The organism is Pseudomonas sp. LS2P72 (genome assembly GCF_054897865.1).
This window is the reverse complement of the sequence record NZ_CM142708.1, coordinates 1,077,493-1,093,664: the sequence shown is the minus strand read 5'-3', so window position 1 is coordinate 1,093,664 and position 16,172 is coordinate 1,077,493. Positions and strand designations below refer to the sequence as shown.

The 16,172-nt window shown below is 59.5% G+C and carries 13 protein-coding genes; 10 read left to right on the top strand and 3 right to left on the bottom strand.

Translation table 11 applies throughout. The features are described from left to right. The first annotated feature begins 98 nt into the window (after window positions 1-98). Window positions 99-986, top strand: coding sequence for an EamA family transporter RarD (gene rarD, locus ACYZUA_RS04955; RefSeq protein ID WP_461962286.1), 888 nt, complete (start codon window positions 99-101; stop codon window positions 984-986). Window positions 987-1,201: 215 nt separating this feature from the next. On the opposite strand, the gene ACYZUA_RS04950 is transcribed toward rarD, so the two are convergent. Further along, a complete protein-coding gene (locus tag ACYZUA_RS04950; protein ID WP_095127182.1) occupies window positions 1,202-1,720 on the bottom strand; it encodes a glycine cleavage system transcriptional repressor in 519 nt (172 codons plus the stop codon). 477 nt (window positions 1,721-2,197) lie between these two features. Between ACYZUA_RS04950 and ACYZUA_RS04945 the strand changes: the two genes are divergently transcribed. Continuing rightward, the gene (locus ACYZUA_RS04945; protein ID WP_461962285.1) at window positions 2,198-4,375 is read left to right on the top strand and encodes a malate synthase G; all 2,178 of its coding nucleotides are present in this window, start codon (window positions 2,198-2,200) and stop codon (window positions 4,373-4,375) included. A 71-nt stretch (window positions 4,376-4,446) separates the two neighbouring features. Here ACYZUA_RS04945 and ACYZUA_RS04940 read toward each other — a convergent pair whose 3' ends face one another. After that, window positions 4,447-4,893, bottom strand: coding sequence for a response regulator (locus ACYZUA_RS04940; protein ID WP_309677698.1), 447 nt, complete (start codon window positions 4,891-4,893; stop codon window positions 4,447-4,449). Window positions 4,894-5,146: 253 nt separating this feature from the next. Between ACYZUA_RS04940 and ACYZUA_RS04935 the strand changes: the two genes are divergently transcribed. The 8 genes from ACYZUA_RS04935 to ACYZUA_RS04900 all read left to right on the top strand — a co-directional run bounded on the left by ACYZUA_RS04935 (window position 5,147) and on the right by ACYZUA_RS04900 (window position 14,428). Next, window positions 5,147-7,087, top strand: a complete 1,941-nt coding sequence (locus ACYZUA_RS04935) for a putative nucleotidyltransferase substrate binding domain-containing protein (protein ID WP_461963878.1) — start codon at window positions 5,147-5,149, stop codon at window positions 7,085-7,087. Beyond that, on the top strand, window positions 7,084-7,791 hold the full coding sequence (locus ACYZUA_RS04930) for a 3'-5' exonuclease (protein WP_149630005.1): 708 nt from the start codon (window positions 7,084-7,086) through the stop codon (window positions 7,789-7,791). Before ACYZUA_RS04935 ends, ACYZUA_RS04930 begins: the two co-directional genes overlap by 4 nt. A gap of 318 nt (window positions 7,792-8,109) precedes the next feature. Beyond that, a complete protein-coding gene (locus ACYZUA_RS04925; protein ID WP_046052410.1) occupies window positions 8,110-8,628 on the top strand; it encodes an RNA polymerase sigma factor in 519 nt (172 codons plus the stop codon). Beyond that, on the top strand, window positions 8,625-9,593 hold the full coding sequence (locus tag ACYZUA_RS04920; RefSeq protein WP_461962284.1) for a FecR domain-containing protein: 969 nt from the start codon (window positions 8,625-8,627) through the stop codon (window positions 9,591-9,593). Before ACYZUA_RS04925 ends, ACYZUA_RS04920 begins: the two co-directional genes overlap by 4 nt. A 239-nt stretch (window positions 9,594-9,832) precedes the next feature. Next, window positions 9,833-12,262 carry a TonB-dependent siderophore receptor gene (locus tag ACYZUA_RS04915; RefSeq protein ID WP_461962283.1) on the top strand — a complete coding sequence of 810 codons (2,430 nt, stop codon included), beginning with the start codon at window positions 9,833-9,835 and terminating at the stop codon, window positions 12,260-12,262. 72 nt (window positions 12,263-12,334) lie between these two features. Further along, entirely contained in the window at window positions 12,335-13,465 is a 1,131-nt protein-coding gene (locus ACYZUA_RS04910) for a PepSY-associated TM helix domain-containing protein (RefSeq protein WP_461962282.1), read from the top strand. Beyond that, window positions 13,462-13,641 (top strand): hypothetical protein, encoded by a 180-nt coding sequence (locus ACYZUA_RS04905; protein WP_461962281.1) that lies wholly within the window; start codon window positions 13,462-13,464, stop codon window positions 13,639-13,641. The genes ACYZUA_RS04910 and ACYZUA_RS04905 overlap by 4 nt, the downstream gene beginning before the upstream one ends. 157 nt (window positions 13,642-13,798) lie before the next feature. Further along, the gene (locus ACYZUA_RS04900) at window positions 13,799-14,428 is read left to right on the top strand and encodes a glutathione S-transferase (RefSeq protein WP_461962280.1); all 630 of its coding nucleotides are present in this window, start codon (window positions 13,799-13,801) and stop codon (window positions 14,426-14,428) included. Window positions 14,429-14,638: 210 nt separating this feature from the next. Here the strand turns inward: ACYZUA_RS04900 and creD are convergent, their stop codons facing one another. Next, window positions 14,639-16,009 (bottom strand): cell envelope integrity protein CreD, encoded by a 1,371-nt coding sequence (gene creD, locus ACYZUA_RS04895; RefSeq protein ID WP_461962279.1) that lies wholly within the window; start codon window positions 16,007-16,009, stop codon window positions 14,639-14,641. Between the last annotated feature and the right edge of the window lie 163 nt (window positions 16,010-16,172).

Below are 16,172 nucleotides of genomic sequence, written 5' to 3'. Positions count from 1 at the left end.
GCCGCATCGCATGCTCCTACAAAAAAAAAGCGACGCGACACGTCTATACAACCTCCTTACAATCCCTTCTTTGTTAGCTGCCTAAGCAAGGATTCTGCATGCAAGCCGCCAACCCGCGTCGCGGGTACATCCTGGGTCTGAGTGCCTACATCATCTGGGGACTTTTCCCGCTCTACTTCAAAGCCATCGCCAACGTGCCCGCCGTGGAGATCATCATCCACCGAGTGCTCTGGTCCGCGCTGTTCGGCGCCTTGCTGCTGATGGTGTGGAAACATCCAGGCTGGTGGCGCGAGTTGCGTGACAACCCGAAACGCCTGGCGATCCTGGCCCTGAGCGGCACGCTGATCGCGGCCAACTGGCTGACCTACGTCTGGTCGGTGAACAACGGGCGCATGCTCGAAGCCAGTCTCGGTTACTACATCAACCCACTGGTGAATGTGCTGCTGGGCATGCTGATCCTTGGCGAACGACTGCGGCGCATGCAATGGCTGGCGGTTGGCCTTGCGGCGATCGGCGTCGCGCAACAGGTCTGGCAAGTCGGCAGTCTGCCGTGGGTGTCGTTGGTGCTGGCGCTGACGTTCGGTTTCTACGGACTGATCCGCAAGCAGGCACCGGTCAAGGCGCTGCCGGGTCTGGTGGTGGAAACCTGGATGTTGGTGCCGATTGCCATTGCCTGGCTGCTTTTCAATCAGACAGCCACAAGCGCTCAGCCCGAGTTCTGGACCACATCCGAAGCCTGGTGGCTGGTGGCCGCCGGTCCGGTAACGCTGGTACCGCTGGTGTGTTTCAACGCCGCTGCACGGCATTTGCCCTACACGACGCTGGGATTCCTCCAGTACCTGGCGCCGACGCTGGTGCTGTTGCAGGCCGTTCTGCTGTTTGGCGAACATTTGTCTTCGAGCACACTGGTAGCGTTCATCTTTATCTGGGCGGGCCTGGCGGTTTACAGCGTCGACGCGTGGATAAGTCTGCGCCGCCGCCGCTGATCAAAAAACACCCAAAACTCTGCAAGCCACAGCTCCCGTGGCTTGCAACGATTTTTCCCAAGGTTATCCACAACGTGATCCCCGGCGTTTGTGCGCAAGTCCCTGAAACTGCTGGTTTTTTGATCAGATCCTGAAACGCCCCGGCCGACGTGGCCTGGCGGGCTATCTCTACAGGTTATCCACAGGCAGGTGCACGTATTACTTGGATAACCTTTTCAGGGTTCACTGCGCAGCACCAATTCGACCATCAAATCATCCGCCAGGGTTTCCAGGCGCGATTGCAGCACGTCCAGGGACAACGTCAACGGCACGGCGAGAATCGCTTCAGCGTGGAACAAAGGCTCGCTGCTCATCGGCGCCGGACGTACTTCGGTCACCAGACTCTCCAGGTTCACCCCCTGTTCACTCAGCAGGCGCGTGATGTCACGTACGATCCCCGGGCGGTCATTGCCCACCAACTCCATGGCTATCGGTTTCCAGGTGCAGGATTGCTCGATGCCGCTTTCGGCAATCAGCACGCGAATGCCATGGGCGGACAACGCCTGTAGGGCATCTACCAATTCATCGTAGGCCTCGGCCGGCACGCCCACACGAAGAATCCCGGCGAACTGCCCGGCCATGCGCGACATGCGGCTCTCCAGCCAATTGCCACCGTGCTCGGCGATGCATTGGGCAATGCGCTCGACCTGCCCAGGCTTGTCCGGAGCGAAAACAGTGAGTACGAGGTGGTCCATGGCGCAGCCCTCTTGTCATGACTTTTGTTATAGAAGACCAAGTATAGGCAAGGGCCGGGAATCGGCTCGGCGTCTCAGAAAACCAAAGCCCCATAGCAGCGCAATGAAGATTATGTGTACAAGTTTTTATATTTAACTGGAACAATCCAATAGTTTTTTGAGAACATCCCGTTCCCCGACGTGACCGCAATGCGTCATAGCGTCGCAGAACGACGTAATTAGTCTAATTTTCACAAGCGCAATTCATCATGTAGTATGCCGCAGCGCGCACTACATAATTCTGGATCGATGTCTGCCGCAGGTGCAGCCACAACCCTGAAAGCCCCGTCAGCAAGGCCTCAACGCCGTTGATTGGTCATAACCCAGCCGCCCGCAATGGCATGTACTGGTCGACAGGTTTGTGGTTTAAATGCGAGAGGCTTCATTGTTAAATTGAAGAGCTGAAAAGCGAAATAGCTGAGCAGAGTGAGGCAAGCAATGACTGAACACGTTCAAGTCGGTGGCCTGCAGGTCGCCAAAGTCCTGTTCGACTTCGTGAACAACGAAGCCATTCCCGGTACCGGCCTCACCGCCGATAAGTTCTGGGCCGGTGCCGACAAGGTCATTCATGACCTGGCGCCGAAGAACAAAGCCCTACTCGCCAAACGCGATGATTTCCAGGCTCGTATCGATGGCTGGCACCAAGCGCGTGCCGGCCAGGCGCACGACGCCGTGGCTTATAAAGCCTTCTTGCAAGACATCGGTTATCTGCTGCCAGAAGCAGCCGATTTCCAGGCAACGACGCAAAACGTCGATGACGAAATCGCCCGCATGGCCGGTCCACAGCTTGTGGTTCCGGTGATGAACGCCCGTTTCGCGCTCAATGCCTCGAACGCCCGTTGGGGTTCGCTGTATGACGCGCTCTACGGCACCGATGCCATCAGCGAAGCTGACGGCGCGGAAAAAGGCAAAAGCTACAACAAGGTTCGCGGCGATAAGGTCATCGCCTTCGCCCGTGCCTTCCTCGACGAAGCGGCGCCATTGGCTGCCGGCACTCACGTCGATTCCACCGGCTACAAGATCGTTGACGGCAAACTGGTGGTGGCCCTTAAAGGCGGCAGCAATACGGGCCTGCGCAACCATGCACAGTTGATCGGTTTCCACGGCGATACAGCCGCACCGACTGCGATCCTGCTGAAAAACAACGGCCTTCACTTCGAAGTACAGGTCGACGCCAGCACCCCGGTCGGCCAGACCGACGCTGCCGGCCTCAAAGACATCCTGATGGAAGCCGCGCTGACCACCATCATGGACTGCGAAGACTCGGTCGCCGCCGTCGATGCCGATGACAAAGTGGTGATCTACCGCAACTGGCTCGGCCTGATGAAGGGTGATCTGTCGGAAGAAGTCTCCAAGGGCGGTCAGACCTTTACCCGCACCATGAACGCCGACCGCACTTATACCGGTGTCGATGGTAAAGAACTGAGCCTGCACGGTCGTTCGCTGCTGTTCGTGCGCAACGTCGGTCACCTGATGACCATCGACGCGATCCTCGATAAGGATGGCAACGAAGTGCCGGAAGGCATCCTCGACGGTCTGGTCACCAGCCTTGCGGCGATCCACAGCCTCAACGGCAACAATTCGCGCAAGAACAGCCGCACTGGCTCGGTCTACATCGTGAAGCCGAAGATGCACGGCCCGGAAGAAGCGGCGTTCACCAACGAGCTGTTCGGTCGCATCGAAGAAGTACTTGGTCTGCCACGCAACACGCTGAAAGTCGGGATCATGGACGAGGAACGTCGTACCACGGTCAACCTCAAGGCCTGCATCAAGGCGGCCAGCGAGCGTGTAGTGTTCATCAACACCGGTTTCCTAGACCGTACGGGCGATGAAATCCACACCTCCATGGAAGCCGGCCCGATGGTGCGCAAGGCGGACATGAAGGCTGAGAAGTGGATCGGCGCCTACGAGAACTGGAACGTCGATATCGGTTTGAGCACCGGCCTGCAAGGTCGCGCCCAGATCGGTAAAGGCATGTGGGCGATGCCGGACTTGATGGCAGCGATGCTCGAACAGAAAATCGCTCACCCGATGGCCGGTGCCAATACTGCCTGGGTTCCATCGCCGACCGCTGCTGCGCTGCATGCGCTGCACTACCACAAGGTCGATGTATTCGCCCGTCAGGCCGAACTGGCCAAACGTGCTCGCGCTTCGGTGGATGACATCCTGACCATTCCATTGGCGGTGAACCCGCAGTGGACTGCAGAACAGATCAAGAACGAACTGGACAACAACGCCCAGGGCATTCTCGGTTATGTGGTGCGCTGGATCGACCAGGGCGTCGGTTGCTCGAAAGTGCCGGACATCAACGACATCGGCCTGATGGAAGACCGTGCGACGCTGCGAATTTCCAGCCAGCACATCGCCAACTGGCTGCGTCATGGCATCGTCACTGAAGATCAGGTCATGGAAAGCCTCAAGCGCATGGCGCCAGTGGTTGACCGTCAAAACGCTAATGACCCGCTGTATCGTCCGCTGGCACCTGACTTCGACAGCAACATCGCCTTCCAGGCAGCGGTCGAACTGGTGGTCGAAGGCACGAAGCAGCCGAACGGCTACACCGAGCCGGTCCTGCACCGTCGTCGTCGCGAGTTCAAGGCTGCCAATGGCCTGTAACTAAGCGCTGACGCCGGACAAAAAAAGCCCTGATCGAAAAGTCAGGGCTTTTTTATTTGGGAACGATCAACCTACACATCCATTCCCAACTCATGCTTGACCAGCGCCAACAGCTTGCCGGTATCGACAGGCTTGAGCAGGAAGTCGACCACGCTCAAGTGCATCGCAGCGATCGCATCTTTCACGTCGGCGTCACCGGAAACGATGATGATCGGCATTGCCGCCCGAACGGATTCACGGACCTGACGGATCAGGTCCAGACCATCGACATTTCCCATCCGCAGATCGGTAATCACCAGGCCAATCGATGGCATCGTCTCCAACATCTTGAGTGCCGTTTCGCCACTGGCGGCAGTCATGCAGCGCACCCCGTCCAGCGCCAGAATCTCAGACAGCAACTCGCGCGCATCTTTATCGTCGTCGACGATCAGCACCCGCTGCGGCGGCAGGTCAGGTTCCAGCATGACGTCGCTCAGCGCCTTACGCTCGGCGTCACTCAAAATATCGTGGTCGGACATGGCTTACTCTACGTTTTCATTTCTATTCCCTAGCTCATCCGTCAGACATCGCTAAGCAGGCCTTCAATGTGCACTTCGTCGGAAAAGTTTCCTATAGCCAATGTAGGAGGTTTTTCCCACAGTTGTGTCAGACATTTCCCAAATACCGACAGGTTCACTGCCTACCTAGACTTACGTCCAATGGGCACCCTGCGCACAGGGGCCGACCATGGCTAAGTCATCCGACAACAACAATTCAAAAAAGACTGCGGTAATGGTTATGAGTAAAGCGGACGCCTTCACACAGGCAGGGAAAACCGCGGTGTTGCAGAATATTCAGGGCACTTTGCAATTCCTTCAGCGCTTCCCGCCCTTCAATCAAATGGAACACGCCCACCTGGCGTATCTGGTCGAGCAGTGTCAGCTGCGTTTTTATGCGCCCGGCGAGAGTATCCTCAAGCCCGCCGACGGCCCGGTTGAGCATTTCTACATCGTCAAGCAAGGCCGGGTCGTGGGTGAACGTCCCCATACGGCCAAGGGCGGCACCGAAACCACCTTCGAAATCACCACCGGCGAGTGTTTCCCCCTCGCCGCGCTGCTGGGTGAGCGCGCGACTCGTACCGAGCATCTGGCCTCCGAAGACACCTTTTGCCTACAGCTGAACAAGCTGGCGTTCATCAAACTGTTCGCACTTTCCAACACGTTTCGCGACTTTTCCCTACGCGGCGTGAGCAGCCTGCTGGATCAGGTCAACCAGCAAGTCCAGCAAAAAGCCGTGGAAACCCTCGGCACCCAGTACTCGCTCAATACCCGACTGGGCGAATTGGCCATGCGCCACCCGGTGACCTGCAGCCCGGCCACACCACTGCGTGAAGCCGTGACCCTGATGCATGAACAGCAGGTCGGCAGCATTGTGGTGGTCGACGAACATAAAGCGCCGTTGGGGATTTTTACCCTGCGCGACCTGCGCCATGTGGTGGCCGACGGCACTAACGATTTCAACGAAGCTATCGAACGCCACATGACCCGGGCGCCGTTTTACCTGTCACCGGACCACAGCGCCTTCGATGCGGCGATTGCCATGACCGAGCGGCACATCGCCCACGTCTGTCTGGTGAAGGATCATCGCCTGTGCGGCGTGGTCTCGGAACGTGATCTGTTTTCCCTGCAACGGGTCGACCTGGTGCATCTGGCGCGGACTATCCGCAGCGCCCAGAAGGTGGAAAATCTGGTCGCGATGCGCGGCGAGATCGGCCAACTGGTGGAACGCATGCTGGCCCACGGCGCCTCTTCAACCCAGATCACGCACATCATCACTTTGCTCAACGACCACACCGTGTGCCGGGTGATCGAACTGACCCTCGCCGAGAAAGGCGATCCCGGCATTCCGTTCAGTTGGCTGTGCTTCGGTAGCGAAGGCCGCCGCGAACAGACGCTGCACACCGATCAGGACAACGGCATTCTGTTCGAAGCCCGGGACGCGGCCCACGCCGCCGAGATTCGCGGCAAATTGCTGCCCATCGCCCAACAGATCAACCAGAGCCTGGCGCTCTGCGGTTTCACCCTGTGCAAAGGCAACATCATGGCCGGCAACCCCGAGCTGTGTCTGTCCCGGGCCGAATGGTCGCGACGTTTTGCGGCGTTTATCCGCGAGGCAACGCCGGAAAACCTACTGGGTTCGAGCATTTATTTCGACTTGCGGGTGGTCTGGGGCGACGAGCAAGGCTGCGAGCAGCTGCGTAAGGGCATTCTCGATCAGGTGAATGACAACCGACTGTTCCAACGGATGATGGCCGAGAACGCCCTGCGCAACCGTCCGCCCGTAGGACGTTTCCGTGAGTTCGTACTGGCTCGCAAGAATGGCGAGAAAGCCACCCTGGATTTGAAAATCCAGGGGCTGACGCCGTTTGTCGACGGTGCCCGACTGCTTGCGTTGGCCCATGGGATCGAGGCGAACAACACACTGGAGCGCTTTCGCCAACTGGTGGACAAAGAAGTCATCGAACGGCTGGACGGTGCGGCGTACGAAGAGGCCTATCACTTCATCCAGCAAGCCCGCATGCAGCAACATCAGCTACAGACTCGGGAGAACTTGCCCTACTCCAACCGGGTCGATCCCGACAGCCTCAATCACCTTGATCGACGGATCCTGCGTGAATCCCTGCGCCAGGCACAACGCCTGCAAAGCAGCCTGGCCCTGCGGTATCAGCTATGAGCCTGTTTTCATGGCTGCGCCCGGCAGGTCCGAGCCTTCCCGGCGAACTCCAACAACGTCTGCAACGCTTGCCTTCGGCGGCAGAGCTGGGCGAATGCAGCCTGCGCGAACAGCGCTGGGTGGTGCTCGACCTGGAAACCACCGGGCTGAACCTGAACAAGGATCGGGTGTTGTCCATCGGCGCGGTGGTGATCGAGGACGGGGCCATCGACTTCAGCCAGCAGTTCGAACGCACGTTGCAATGTGCCGATATGAAGTTGGCTCCCAGCGTGCTGATCCATGGCCTGGGGCCGAGTGCGATTGCCGCTGGCAGCGATCCGGCGCAGGCCTTGGTCGAATTCATGGAGTTTGTTGGCGACAGCCCGGTGCTGGCGTTTCATGCGCCGTTCGATCAGCACATGCTCGGGCGCGCCTTGAAAGACCATCTGGGCTACAAGTTGCAGCATCCGTTTCTGGATGTGGCTGATATCGCACCGCTGCTTTGCCCTCAGGCGCACATTCGCGACGCCGGGCTGGATCAGTGGATCGACTGGTTCAAACTGGAAGTGTTCGAGCGCCACAATGCCAGTGCCGATGCGTTGGCCACCGCTGAACTGGCGTTGATTTTGTTCAGCCGGGCGCGGCAGATGCAGATTCATAGTCCGTTGAATTTGCAGCAGCGGATGAATCAGTGGAAACGCAGACAGCGAGCGCCTTCGTTTTGAAGTAGTGGCAAATTCAAGAGCCACCCCTCACCCCAGCCCTCTCCCCAGAGGGGAGAGGGGAAAGGGAGCCGATCTTCATGCATTTCAAAACTTGAGTTCATCTCGATATCTCAAGTCGCAAATTTTCTAAAGAAACCCACAGTCTGTCCCCTCGCCCCTTTGGGGCGGTCCGACGTTTCGGGAGGGCTAGGGTGAGGGGGCGATTTCGAGCCATGCCCTCACCACCAACCCGACCAGCGCCAATTGCTTACCTCCCCCGCCTCTGCCACAATCGCGAACAATTCTCGTTAGTTAATACTTCCCAATCGGTGATGCTACGTGTCGTCAGTCCAAAGCCCTCAAAGTGAGCTCGTTGGTGCGTTGTATCGCGACCATCGCGGTTGGCTATTGGCCTGGCTGCGACGCAATGTGGCCTGTCCGCAACGGGCCGAAGACCTGAGTCAGGACACTTTCGTGCGTTTGCTGGGCCGTGAAGAACTGAAGGAACCGCGCGAGCCGCGCGCATTTCTGGTGGCGATTGCCAAGGGTCTGCTGTTCGACTATTTCCGCCGCGCCGCACTGGAACAGGCCTACCTCACCGAACTGATGCTGATCCCCGCAGGTGAACAACCGTCGGTGGAGGAACAGCAACTGATCCTCGAAGACCTCAAAGCCATCGACCGCCTGCTCGGCAAGCTTTCAAGCAAAGCCCGTGCGGCGTTTCTCTATAACCGTCTCGACGGCCTCGGCCACGCCGAAATCGCCGAGCGCCTGGGCGTGTCGGTGCCGCGGGTGCGTCAGTATCTGGCCCAAGGCATTCGTCAGTGCTACATCGCGCTGTACGGTGAGCCGGTGTGAGTCCTATCAACTCCAAACCCGTCTCGGCACAGGTGCTGGATGCCGCGATTGCCTGGCAATTGTCCCTGGACTCCGGCAACCCGGTGGAGCGCGAAGAGTTCGCCAAATGGCACGCCGCCCACGAAGAACATGCCCGGGCCTGGCGCCAACTGGGCATGCTCGACCAGCGCTTCAGCGTTGCCAGCGGCCCGGCACGCACCGCGTTACTGCAATCGCGCGAAAGCATTCGCCGGCGTGTGCGCAAACTCGGCAGCGGCGTGGCCAGCATCGTCGCGGTGATCGGGTTGGCGCTGTTCGCCGGTGATCGTTATCTGCCGATCGACTATTGGCTGGCCGACCAGCGCACCGCCACCGGTGAGCAACGCACCCTGCGCCTGACCGACGGTACGCTGATCAACCTCAACACCCACAGTGCCGTGGATGTGCGTTTCGATGAAAAACAACGGCTGATCATTCTCCAGGAAGGGGAAATCCTCGTCGAAACCGGCCATGGCGACGCCCGGCCGTTTATCGTCGAAACCCGCGAAGGCAGCATGCGCGCGTTGGGGACAAGGTTCCTGGTCAAGCGCGAAGAAGAAGGAACGCGCCTGAGCGTGCTGAAATCGGCGGTGGCGGCCCATCCCGAGTCGAGTCCTGAAGAGCAGATTCTGCGTGAAGGCCAGCAAGTCCTGATGCGCAGCAATGGCCTCGGGCCGATCGTCGCGCTCAACCTCGGCGCCGACGCCTGGACCCGCGGCATGCTGGTGGTGGACAACACGCGGCTGGAGGACCTGGTCCATGAACTCGGTCGTTATCGCCGCGGGCATCTTGGCGTTACGCCAGAAATCGCCGACCTGCGAATCACCGGCAGCTTCCCGCTGCATGACACCGATCTGGCCCTGAGCGCCCTGCTGCCGACCCTGCCGGTGCAGATCGAACAGCACACGCCGTGGTGGGTGACGGTGACGAAGGCTGAAGCCAAGTGATGTTGAGCCAGGTAAGACGCCTTCGCGAGCAGGCTCGCTCCCACATTTGAAATGCGTTCCCTTGTGGGAGCGAGCCTGCTCGCGAAGGGGTCATCAGCTTCACCACAAACCTGATGACATCTGACAATCCATAACCACTTGTTTACTGAATCGAAATTATTTTCAATCAGCCCTATCACTTTTGAATTCTCGTTCGGCACCTAGGCAATTGAGAAATATTTCCATTCAGGAGCCGCTGTATGTCCCGTTCGCTCGACACCTTGTTGCGCCCCAGTTTGCTGGCGATTGCCATTGCCTTTTGTGCCCCTCTGGCCAGCAGTCAGCTGATGGCCGCTGAACAGGCGTCCAGCGTTCGCGCCTACAACCTGCCGGCCGCGCCATTGGCCAGCACCCTGAACCAGATCGCCAGCCAGGCTGGTCTGGCGCTGTCGTTGAATCCTGCGCTGGCGGCAGGCAAGACCTCGGCGCCGGTCAAAGGCCAGTTCGACGCAGCCGGCGCCCTGCGCGAAGCCTTGCGTGGCACTGGTCTGCAACTGGAACAAAGCAGCACTGGCACTTATAGCCTGGTGGCCGTGCCCGAGGGCGTGATGGCCCTGCCGGAAACCGCCGTCATTGGCGTGGAAAACACCGAAAGTGCCTGGGGACCTGTGCAAGGTTACCTGGCGACTCGCACCGCCGCCGGCACCAAGACCGATACCGCGCTGGTCGAAGCACCGCGCTCGATTTCGATCGCCACCCGCGAGCAAATGGACGACCGCAATGTGCATAGCCTCGATGACGCGGTGCGCTACATGCCCGGCATCACCGCCAGCAGCTACGGCAGCGACACCCGTGCCGATTGGTTGCGTGTGCGCGGTTTCGAACCGACGCAATTCCTCGACGGCCTGCCACTGCCAAAAGGCGTGTACGCCAACCCGAAACAGGAAACCTGGAACCTCGACCGCCTCGCCCTGCTGCGCGGCCCGGCCTCGTCGGTTTACGGCCAGACCCCGCCAGGCGGTTTGCTGGATATGGTCAGCCGTCGTCCCAGCGCCGAGTCGAGCAGCGAAATCCAAGTGCAATACGGCAGCGACAACCATCGCCAGATCAACTTCGCCAGCACCGGCAAGATCGATGACGAAGGCCAGTTTCTCTACGGTTTGAGCGGTGTGGTGCGCGACAGCGGCACGCAGATCGACCACGTCGACAACAAGCGCTACAACATCGCGCCGAGCCTGACCTGGAACATCGACGAAGACACAAAATTCACCCTGCTGACGCAATTCACCCGCGACGATACCGGGATCACCAGCCAGTTCTTGCCGGTGCAAGGCACCAGGATCCACTCGCCGCTCGGCAAGATTTCCCATCACAAGAACCTCGGCGACCCGGACTGGGAATTCTACGACCGCACCTACTACGCACTGGGCTACGCCTTTGAACATCGTTTGAACGATGTCTGGCAGTTCAAGCAGAACCTGCGCTACACCAAATCGGACCTGTCCTTCCAGGCCCTCACCCCCGGCGCCTACCCGTTCACCCAGGTCGATGCCGAAGGCAACGTTGGCCGCTCGAGCACCAGCGTCGACGAGGACATCAGCCAGTTCGCCGTGGACAACAACTTCCAGGGCGACTTCGCGACCGGCGACATCCGTCACACCCTGTTGATCGGCCTCGATCACCAGCGCACCAACACCAACTACACCTCGATCTTCGGTGACGGTCTGACCACCAACGTCAACAACCCGATCTATGGCCAGCCCATCGTTCGTCCGCCACGTTCGGCGGCGTTTTACGACTACAACCAGAAGACCTACCAGACCGGCCTGTACATCCAGGACCAAATGGCCCTCGACCAATGGCGCCTGACGTTGGGTGGTCGTGAAGACTGGGTCCACACTGGCACCCAATTCATCAACAAGGGCGACGCCACCAACACCGAGCGCGACAAGAACTTCAGCGGCAACGCGGCGATCAGCTACGTGTTCGACAACGGCATCGTGCCGTACCTGTCGTACGCCGAGTCGTTCCAGCCGACCAGCAACGCCACGGCATCGCCGACCGATTCGTTCAAGCCGACCGAAGGCAAACAGTGGGAACTGGGCATCAAGTACCAACCGCCTGGCAGCAGCACCCTGCTGACCGCTGCGGTCTACGACCTGACCCAGAAAAACGTCTCCGTCACCACGACCAACTCGGACAACGTTCCGGTCACCAGCCAGACCGGTGAAGTGAAAGTCAAAGGCCTGGAACTGGAAGCCGTTTCCGATGTGACCGAGAACCTCAAGGTCATCGCCGCTTACACCCTGGCCAAATCCGAAGTGCAGAAAGGCGATTTCAAAGGCAATCGCCTGCAACTGATGCCTAACCAGCAGGCTTCGCTGTGGGCCGATTACACCTGGCACAACGGCGTGCTGGACGGTTTCGGCATCGGCGCCGGCGCTCGCTACACCGGCAATACTTATGGCGACCAGGGCAACACCTGGCTGGGCAAGGCTGATGCCTACACGGTGTTCGACGCGGCGGTTCATTACGACTTGGGTCGTCTGGATAACAGTCTGAAAGGTGCATCACTGGCACTGAACGCCACCAACCTGTTCGACAAGGACTATATCTCCACGTGCGACAGCTTCTACTGCTACTACGGCGACCAACGCAGCGTCGTCGCCAGTGCCACTTACAAGTGGTAATGGCCTGACCTGACACGCCCAAGACCCGAGCCGTCCGACATGGACGGCTTTGGTATTTCTGAAGGCTATGAAATGAAAAGCAAAACAATTCGCCGCTGGTCCTTCGTCCACACCTGGACCAGCCTGATCTGCACCGTGTTCCTGCTGATGCTCGCGCTGACCGGCCTGCCATTGATCTTCCATCACGAGATCGACCACCTGCTGGGCGATGCCGCTGAATTGAAGGCGATGCCGGCGGACACCCCGCATCTGAATTTGCAGCAATTGGTGCAGGCGGCTGAAAGGCATCGTCCCGGCGAGGTCATGCAGTATTTCGGCTTCGACGAAGACGAGCCCAACGCCGCGATCACGATCATGGCGGCCACCGCCGGCACTGAACCGAATTCGTCTCACACCTTCATGCTCGACGCCCGTACCGGCGAAGCGCTGGAGATGCCGTCGGCCAATGGCGGTTTCATGATGATCATGTTGCGCCTGCACGTGGACATGTTCGCCGGACTGCCGGGCAAGTTGCTGCTGGCGTTCATGGGCATTCTGTTCGTGGTGGCGATCGTGTCCGGGACGGTGCTGTACCTGCCGTTCATGCGGCGTTTGAAATTCGCCACCGTGCGCCAGGACAAATCCACGCGCCTGCGCTGGCTCGATCTGCATAACCTGATCGGCGTAGTGACACTGACCTGGGCCTTGGTGGTCGGCGTCACCGGCGTCATCAGCGCCTGCGCCGACCTGCTGATCGCCGCGTGGCGCAACGACAGCCTGAGCGCGATGGTCGCGCCGTACCGCGACGCGCCGCCACTGACACAACTGGCGCCCGCGACCCGCTTGCTCGACATCGCCAAGGAAGTCGCACCGGGCATGCAGCCGGACTTCATTGCCTTCCCCGGCACACGCTTCTCCAGCGAACACCATTACGCGGTGTTCATGAAAGGCAGCACCCACCTGACCTCGCACCTGCTGACACCGGTGCTGATCGACGCCAGTACCCTGCAAGTCACCGCCGTGGCCGAACGCCCGTGGTACATGGACGCCATGGGCATGTCTCAACCGTTGCACTTCGGTGATTACGGCGGCATGCCGATGAAGATCCTCTGGGCGACGCTGGACGGGCTGACCATCATCGTCCTCGGGAGCGGGGTTTACCTGTGGGTGGTGCGGCGCAAGGCGGCGAAACCGGCGCTCGAGAACGCGGAGAGTCCTGCATGAGGCCGCGGCAGTCGAGTTTCTGGAAGGTCTTTTCCACCCCCACCGTTATCGCCCTGCTCAGCGCCGCGGGGTTGTTTGCCGCGCTGCTGGGGGATGGCGTGTGGGACGCCTTGAGCTGGCTTGGCCTGGGCGTTCCCGCAATCCTCGCCCTGCGCGGCCTGCTGCAACGCCGCTAACAACCCCGAACCTGTAGGAGCAAAGCTTGCTCGCGATGGGATCACCGCGATCTGACTGAATGACCGAGTCGGTCCCATCGCGAGCAAGCTTTGCTCCTACAGGTTGCGTGATCCACGCGCTATGCTGCCCAGCACTGCCCCACTCCGAGACGCTGCCATGTCCGCCCCCAGCATGACCCTGTTCCACAACCCGTTGTCGCCCTTCGTTCGCAAAGTCATGGTGCTGCTGCACGAAACCGGTCAACAGGACCGCGTGGCGCTGCAAGACTGCGTGCTCGCGCCGGTCAGCCCGGACTTGATACTCAACGAAGACAATCCGCTGGGTAAAATCCCGGCCTTGCGCCTGGCCGATGGCAACGTCATCCATGACAGCCGGGTGATCCTCGATTACCTCGACCACCAGCACGTCGGCAACCCGCTGATACCGCGCGATGGCTCGGCCCGCTGGCGGCGCTTGACCCTGGCCTCCCTGGCCGACGGGATCATGGACGCTGCGGTGCTGATTCGTTATGAAGTCGCCCTGCGTGCCCCGGAAAAACACTGGGACGCGTGGCTCGATGGCCAGCGCGAGAAGATTCGTCGCGGCCTGGCATTGCTGGAAGTGGACGCGATTGCCGAGCTGACCAGTCATTTCGATGTGGCGGCGATCAGTGTTGCCTGTGCGTTGGGCTACCTCGATTTGCGCCATCCGGATCTGGAATGGCGCACGGTGAATCCGAAGCTGGCGAACTGGTACTTTGAGGTGAGTCAGCGGGCTTCGATGCTGGCGACTATGCCGAAGGTCTAGGTTTCCGCTGACTGTACGGGCCTCATCGCGAGCAGGCTCGCTCCCACAGTTGATCTTTGGTGTGCACAAACTTAATGTTCACTGGAGATCCTATGTGGGAGCGAGCCTGCTCGCGATGGCACCACACCGGATCTAACGCAAACAACCCGTAAATCAGCGTCGCCAACACCTCTCCCTCCCGCTGATCCTCACGCAACCCCAACGACCGGCTCATTCCACCGCCCCCATATCAAACACCAACGGCTTGGCCGACTTCTGCCCAATCCCATACCAGTCCAGCTTGCGGGTCAGCACCATAAACACGCCCAGCAACCCGAACAACAGCAGCGAACCCATCAACAACGCGTAATCCTCTGCACTGAGCAAGCCATAGAGCAAGCCATACAACGCCGCCAATCCCGCCGAAAAACTCAAGCCGTGACGCACGCTGCGCAGCACATGGCAGACATAAAAACCGATCAACAACACACAGCCGCCCGCCGACAACAGATACGCCAGGGCAAAGCCGATGTGCTCGGACAGCGACAGCAACAGAAGATAGAAAAACGCCAGGGCCACGCCCACCAGTGCATATTGCACCGGGTGTACCGCCAGGCTTTTCAGCACTTCGAAGAGGAAGAAACCGGCGAAGGTCAGGACGATAAACAGCAATGCATATTTGATCGCCCGATCGCTCTTCAGGTACTGATCCACCGGATCGATGAAACTCACGCCGAAACTGCGGCCGGTGTAGGCGTCGCAGTCGCCGCCGGACACGCAGCTGCTCAAGGCTTCTTGCAGGTTGGTGGAGAAAAACGAGGTCTGCCAATTGGCGGTGAAACCCTGATCGCTGACCTCACGCTGGGCCGGCAGGTAGTTACCGATGAAGCTCGGATGCGGCCAATTGGCGGCCAGCGATACTTTGCTGGTTTTGCCCACCGGAAGAATCTGCAACTGGCCAGTGCCTTGCAGACGCAGATCGAAACCAAAGGCCAGTTCCGTGGCTTGCTTCGCGTCGAGGGCCGGCAAGGTGACATGCACACCCTCCCCCAACCAGCCCACCTGGCTACCGGGAACGAAGTCGAGTTTCTGGCCATTGAGCTCAAGTTTCAGGGCGTTTTCGATGCCGCGAATGTCGCTGATTCCGACCGCCAAAAACGGTTGGTCGAATTGGTAATCGGCGAAGTCCTCCTTGATACCCAATTGAGCCGGAAGCGAGAAATGCCCGCTGATGCGGTTGTCCGCATGAAACAGACGCGCCTCATAAATGCCCCGGGAACGCAGTTCAGTCTGGACCTGGCCGTCGAGTTCGAAGCGCTCCGGGAGGAAATACAAACGGCCGCGTTCTTCACCCACTTCCTGGTAACGCTCGTTGGTTTTTTCGTTGAGTTTCCAGGTGCGCACCACTTTGCGATAGGGCACCACCATCAGCGGCCCGCTCAGTTGTTGGCTGTAGCTGGAACTGCGGGCGATGTCTTCGAGGACGCCGTCGCGCAGTTGCTGGCGGTCCTGGATCACGCCGTTAATCATCAGGAGCGGGATCAGCAACAACAGAATCAGAAGGGCAATTGCCCCGAGTTTTAGGGTCAGGCTGCGGTTCATGGGACTCTCCCTGTTTGGATGGGGCGAGTCTGGGATTTGTATGTGGAGGGTGTGTGGGAGGAATGTGGAGACTTTGTGGAGAGTGTTTTCGGCAGGGAATACCACCCCTCACCCTAACCCTCTCCCCAGGGGGTAGAGGGGACTGACCGAGGTGTTCCTGAGA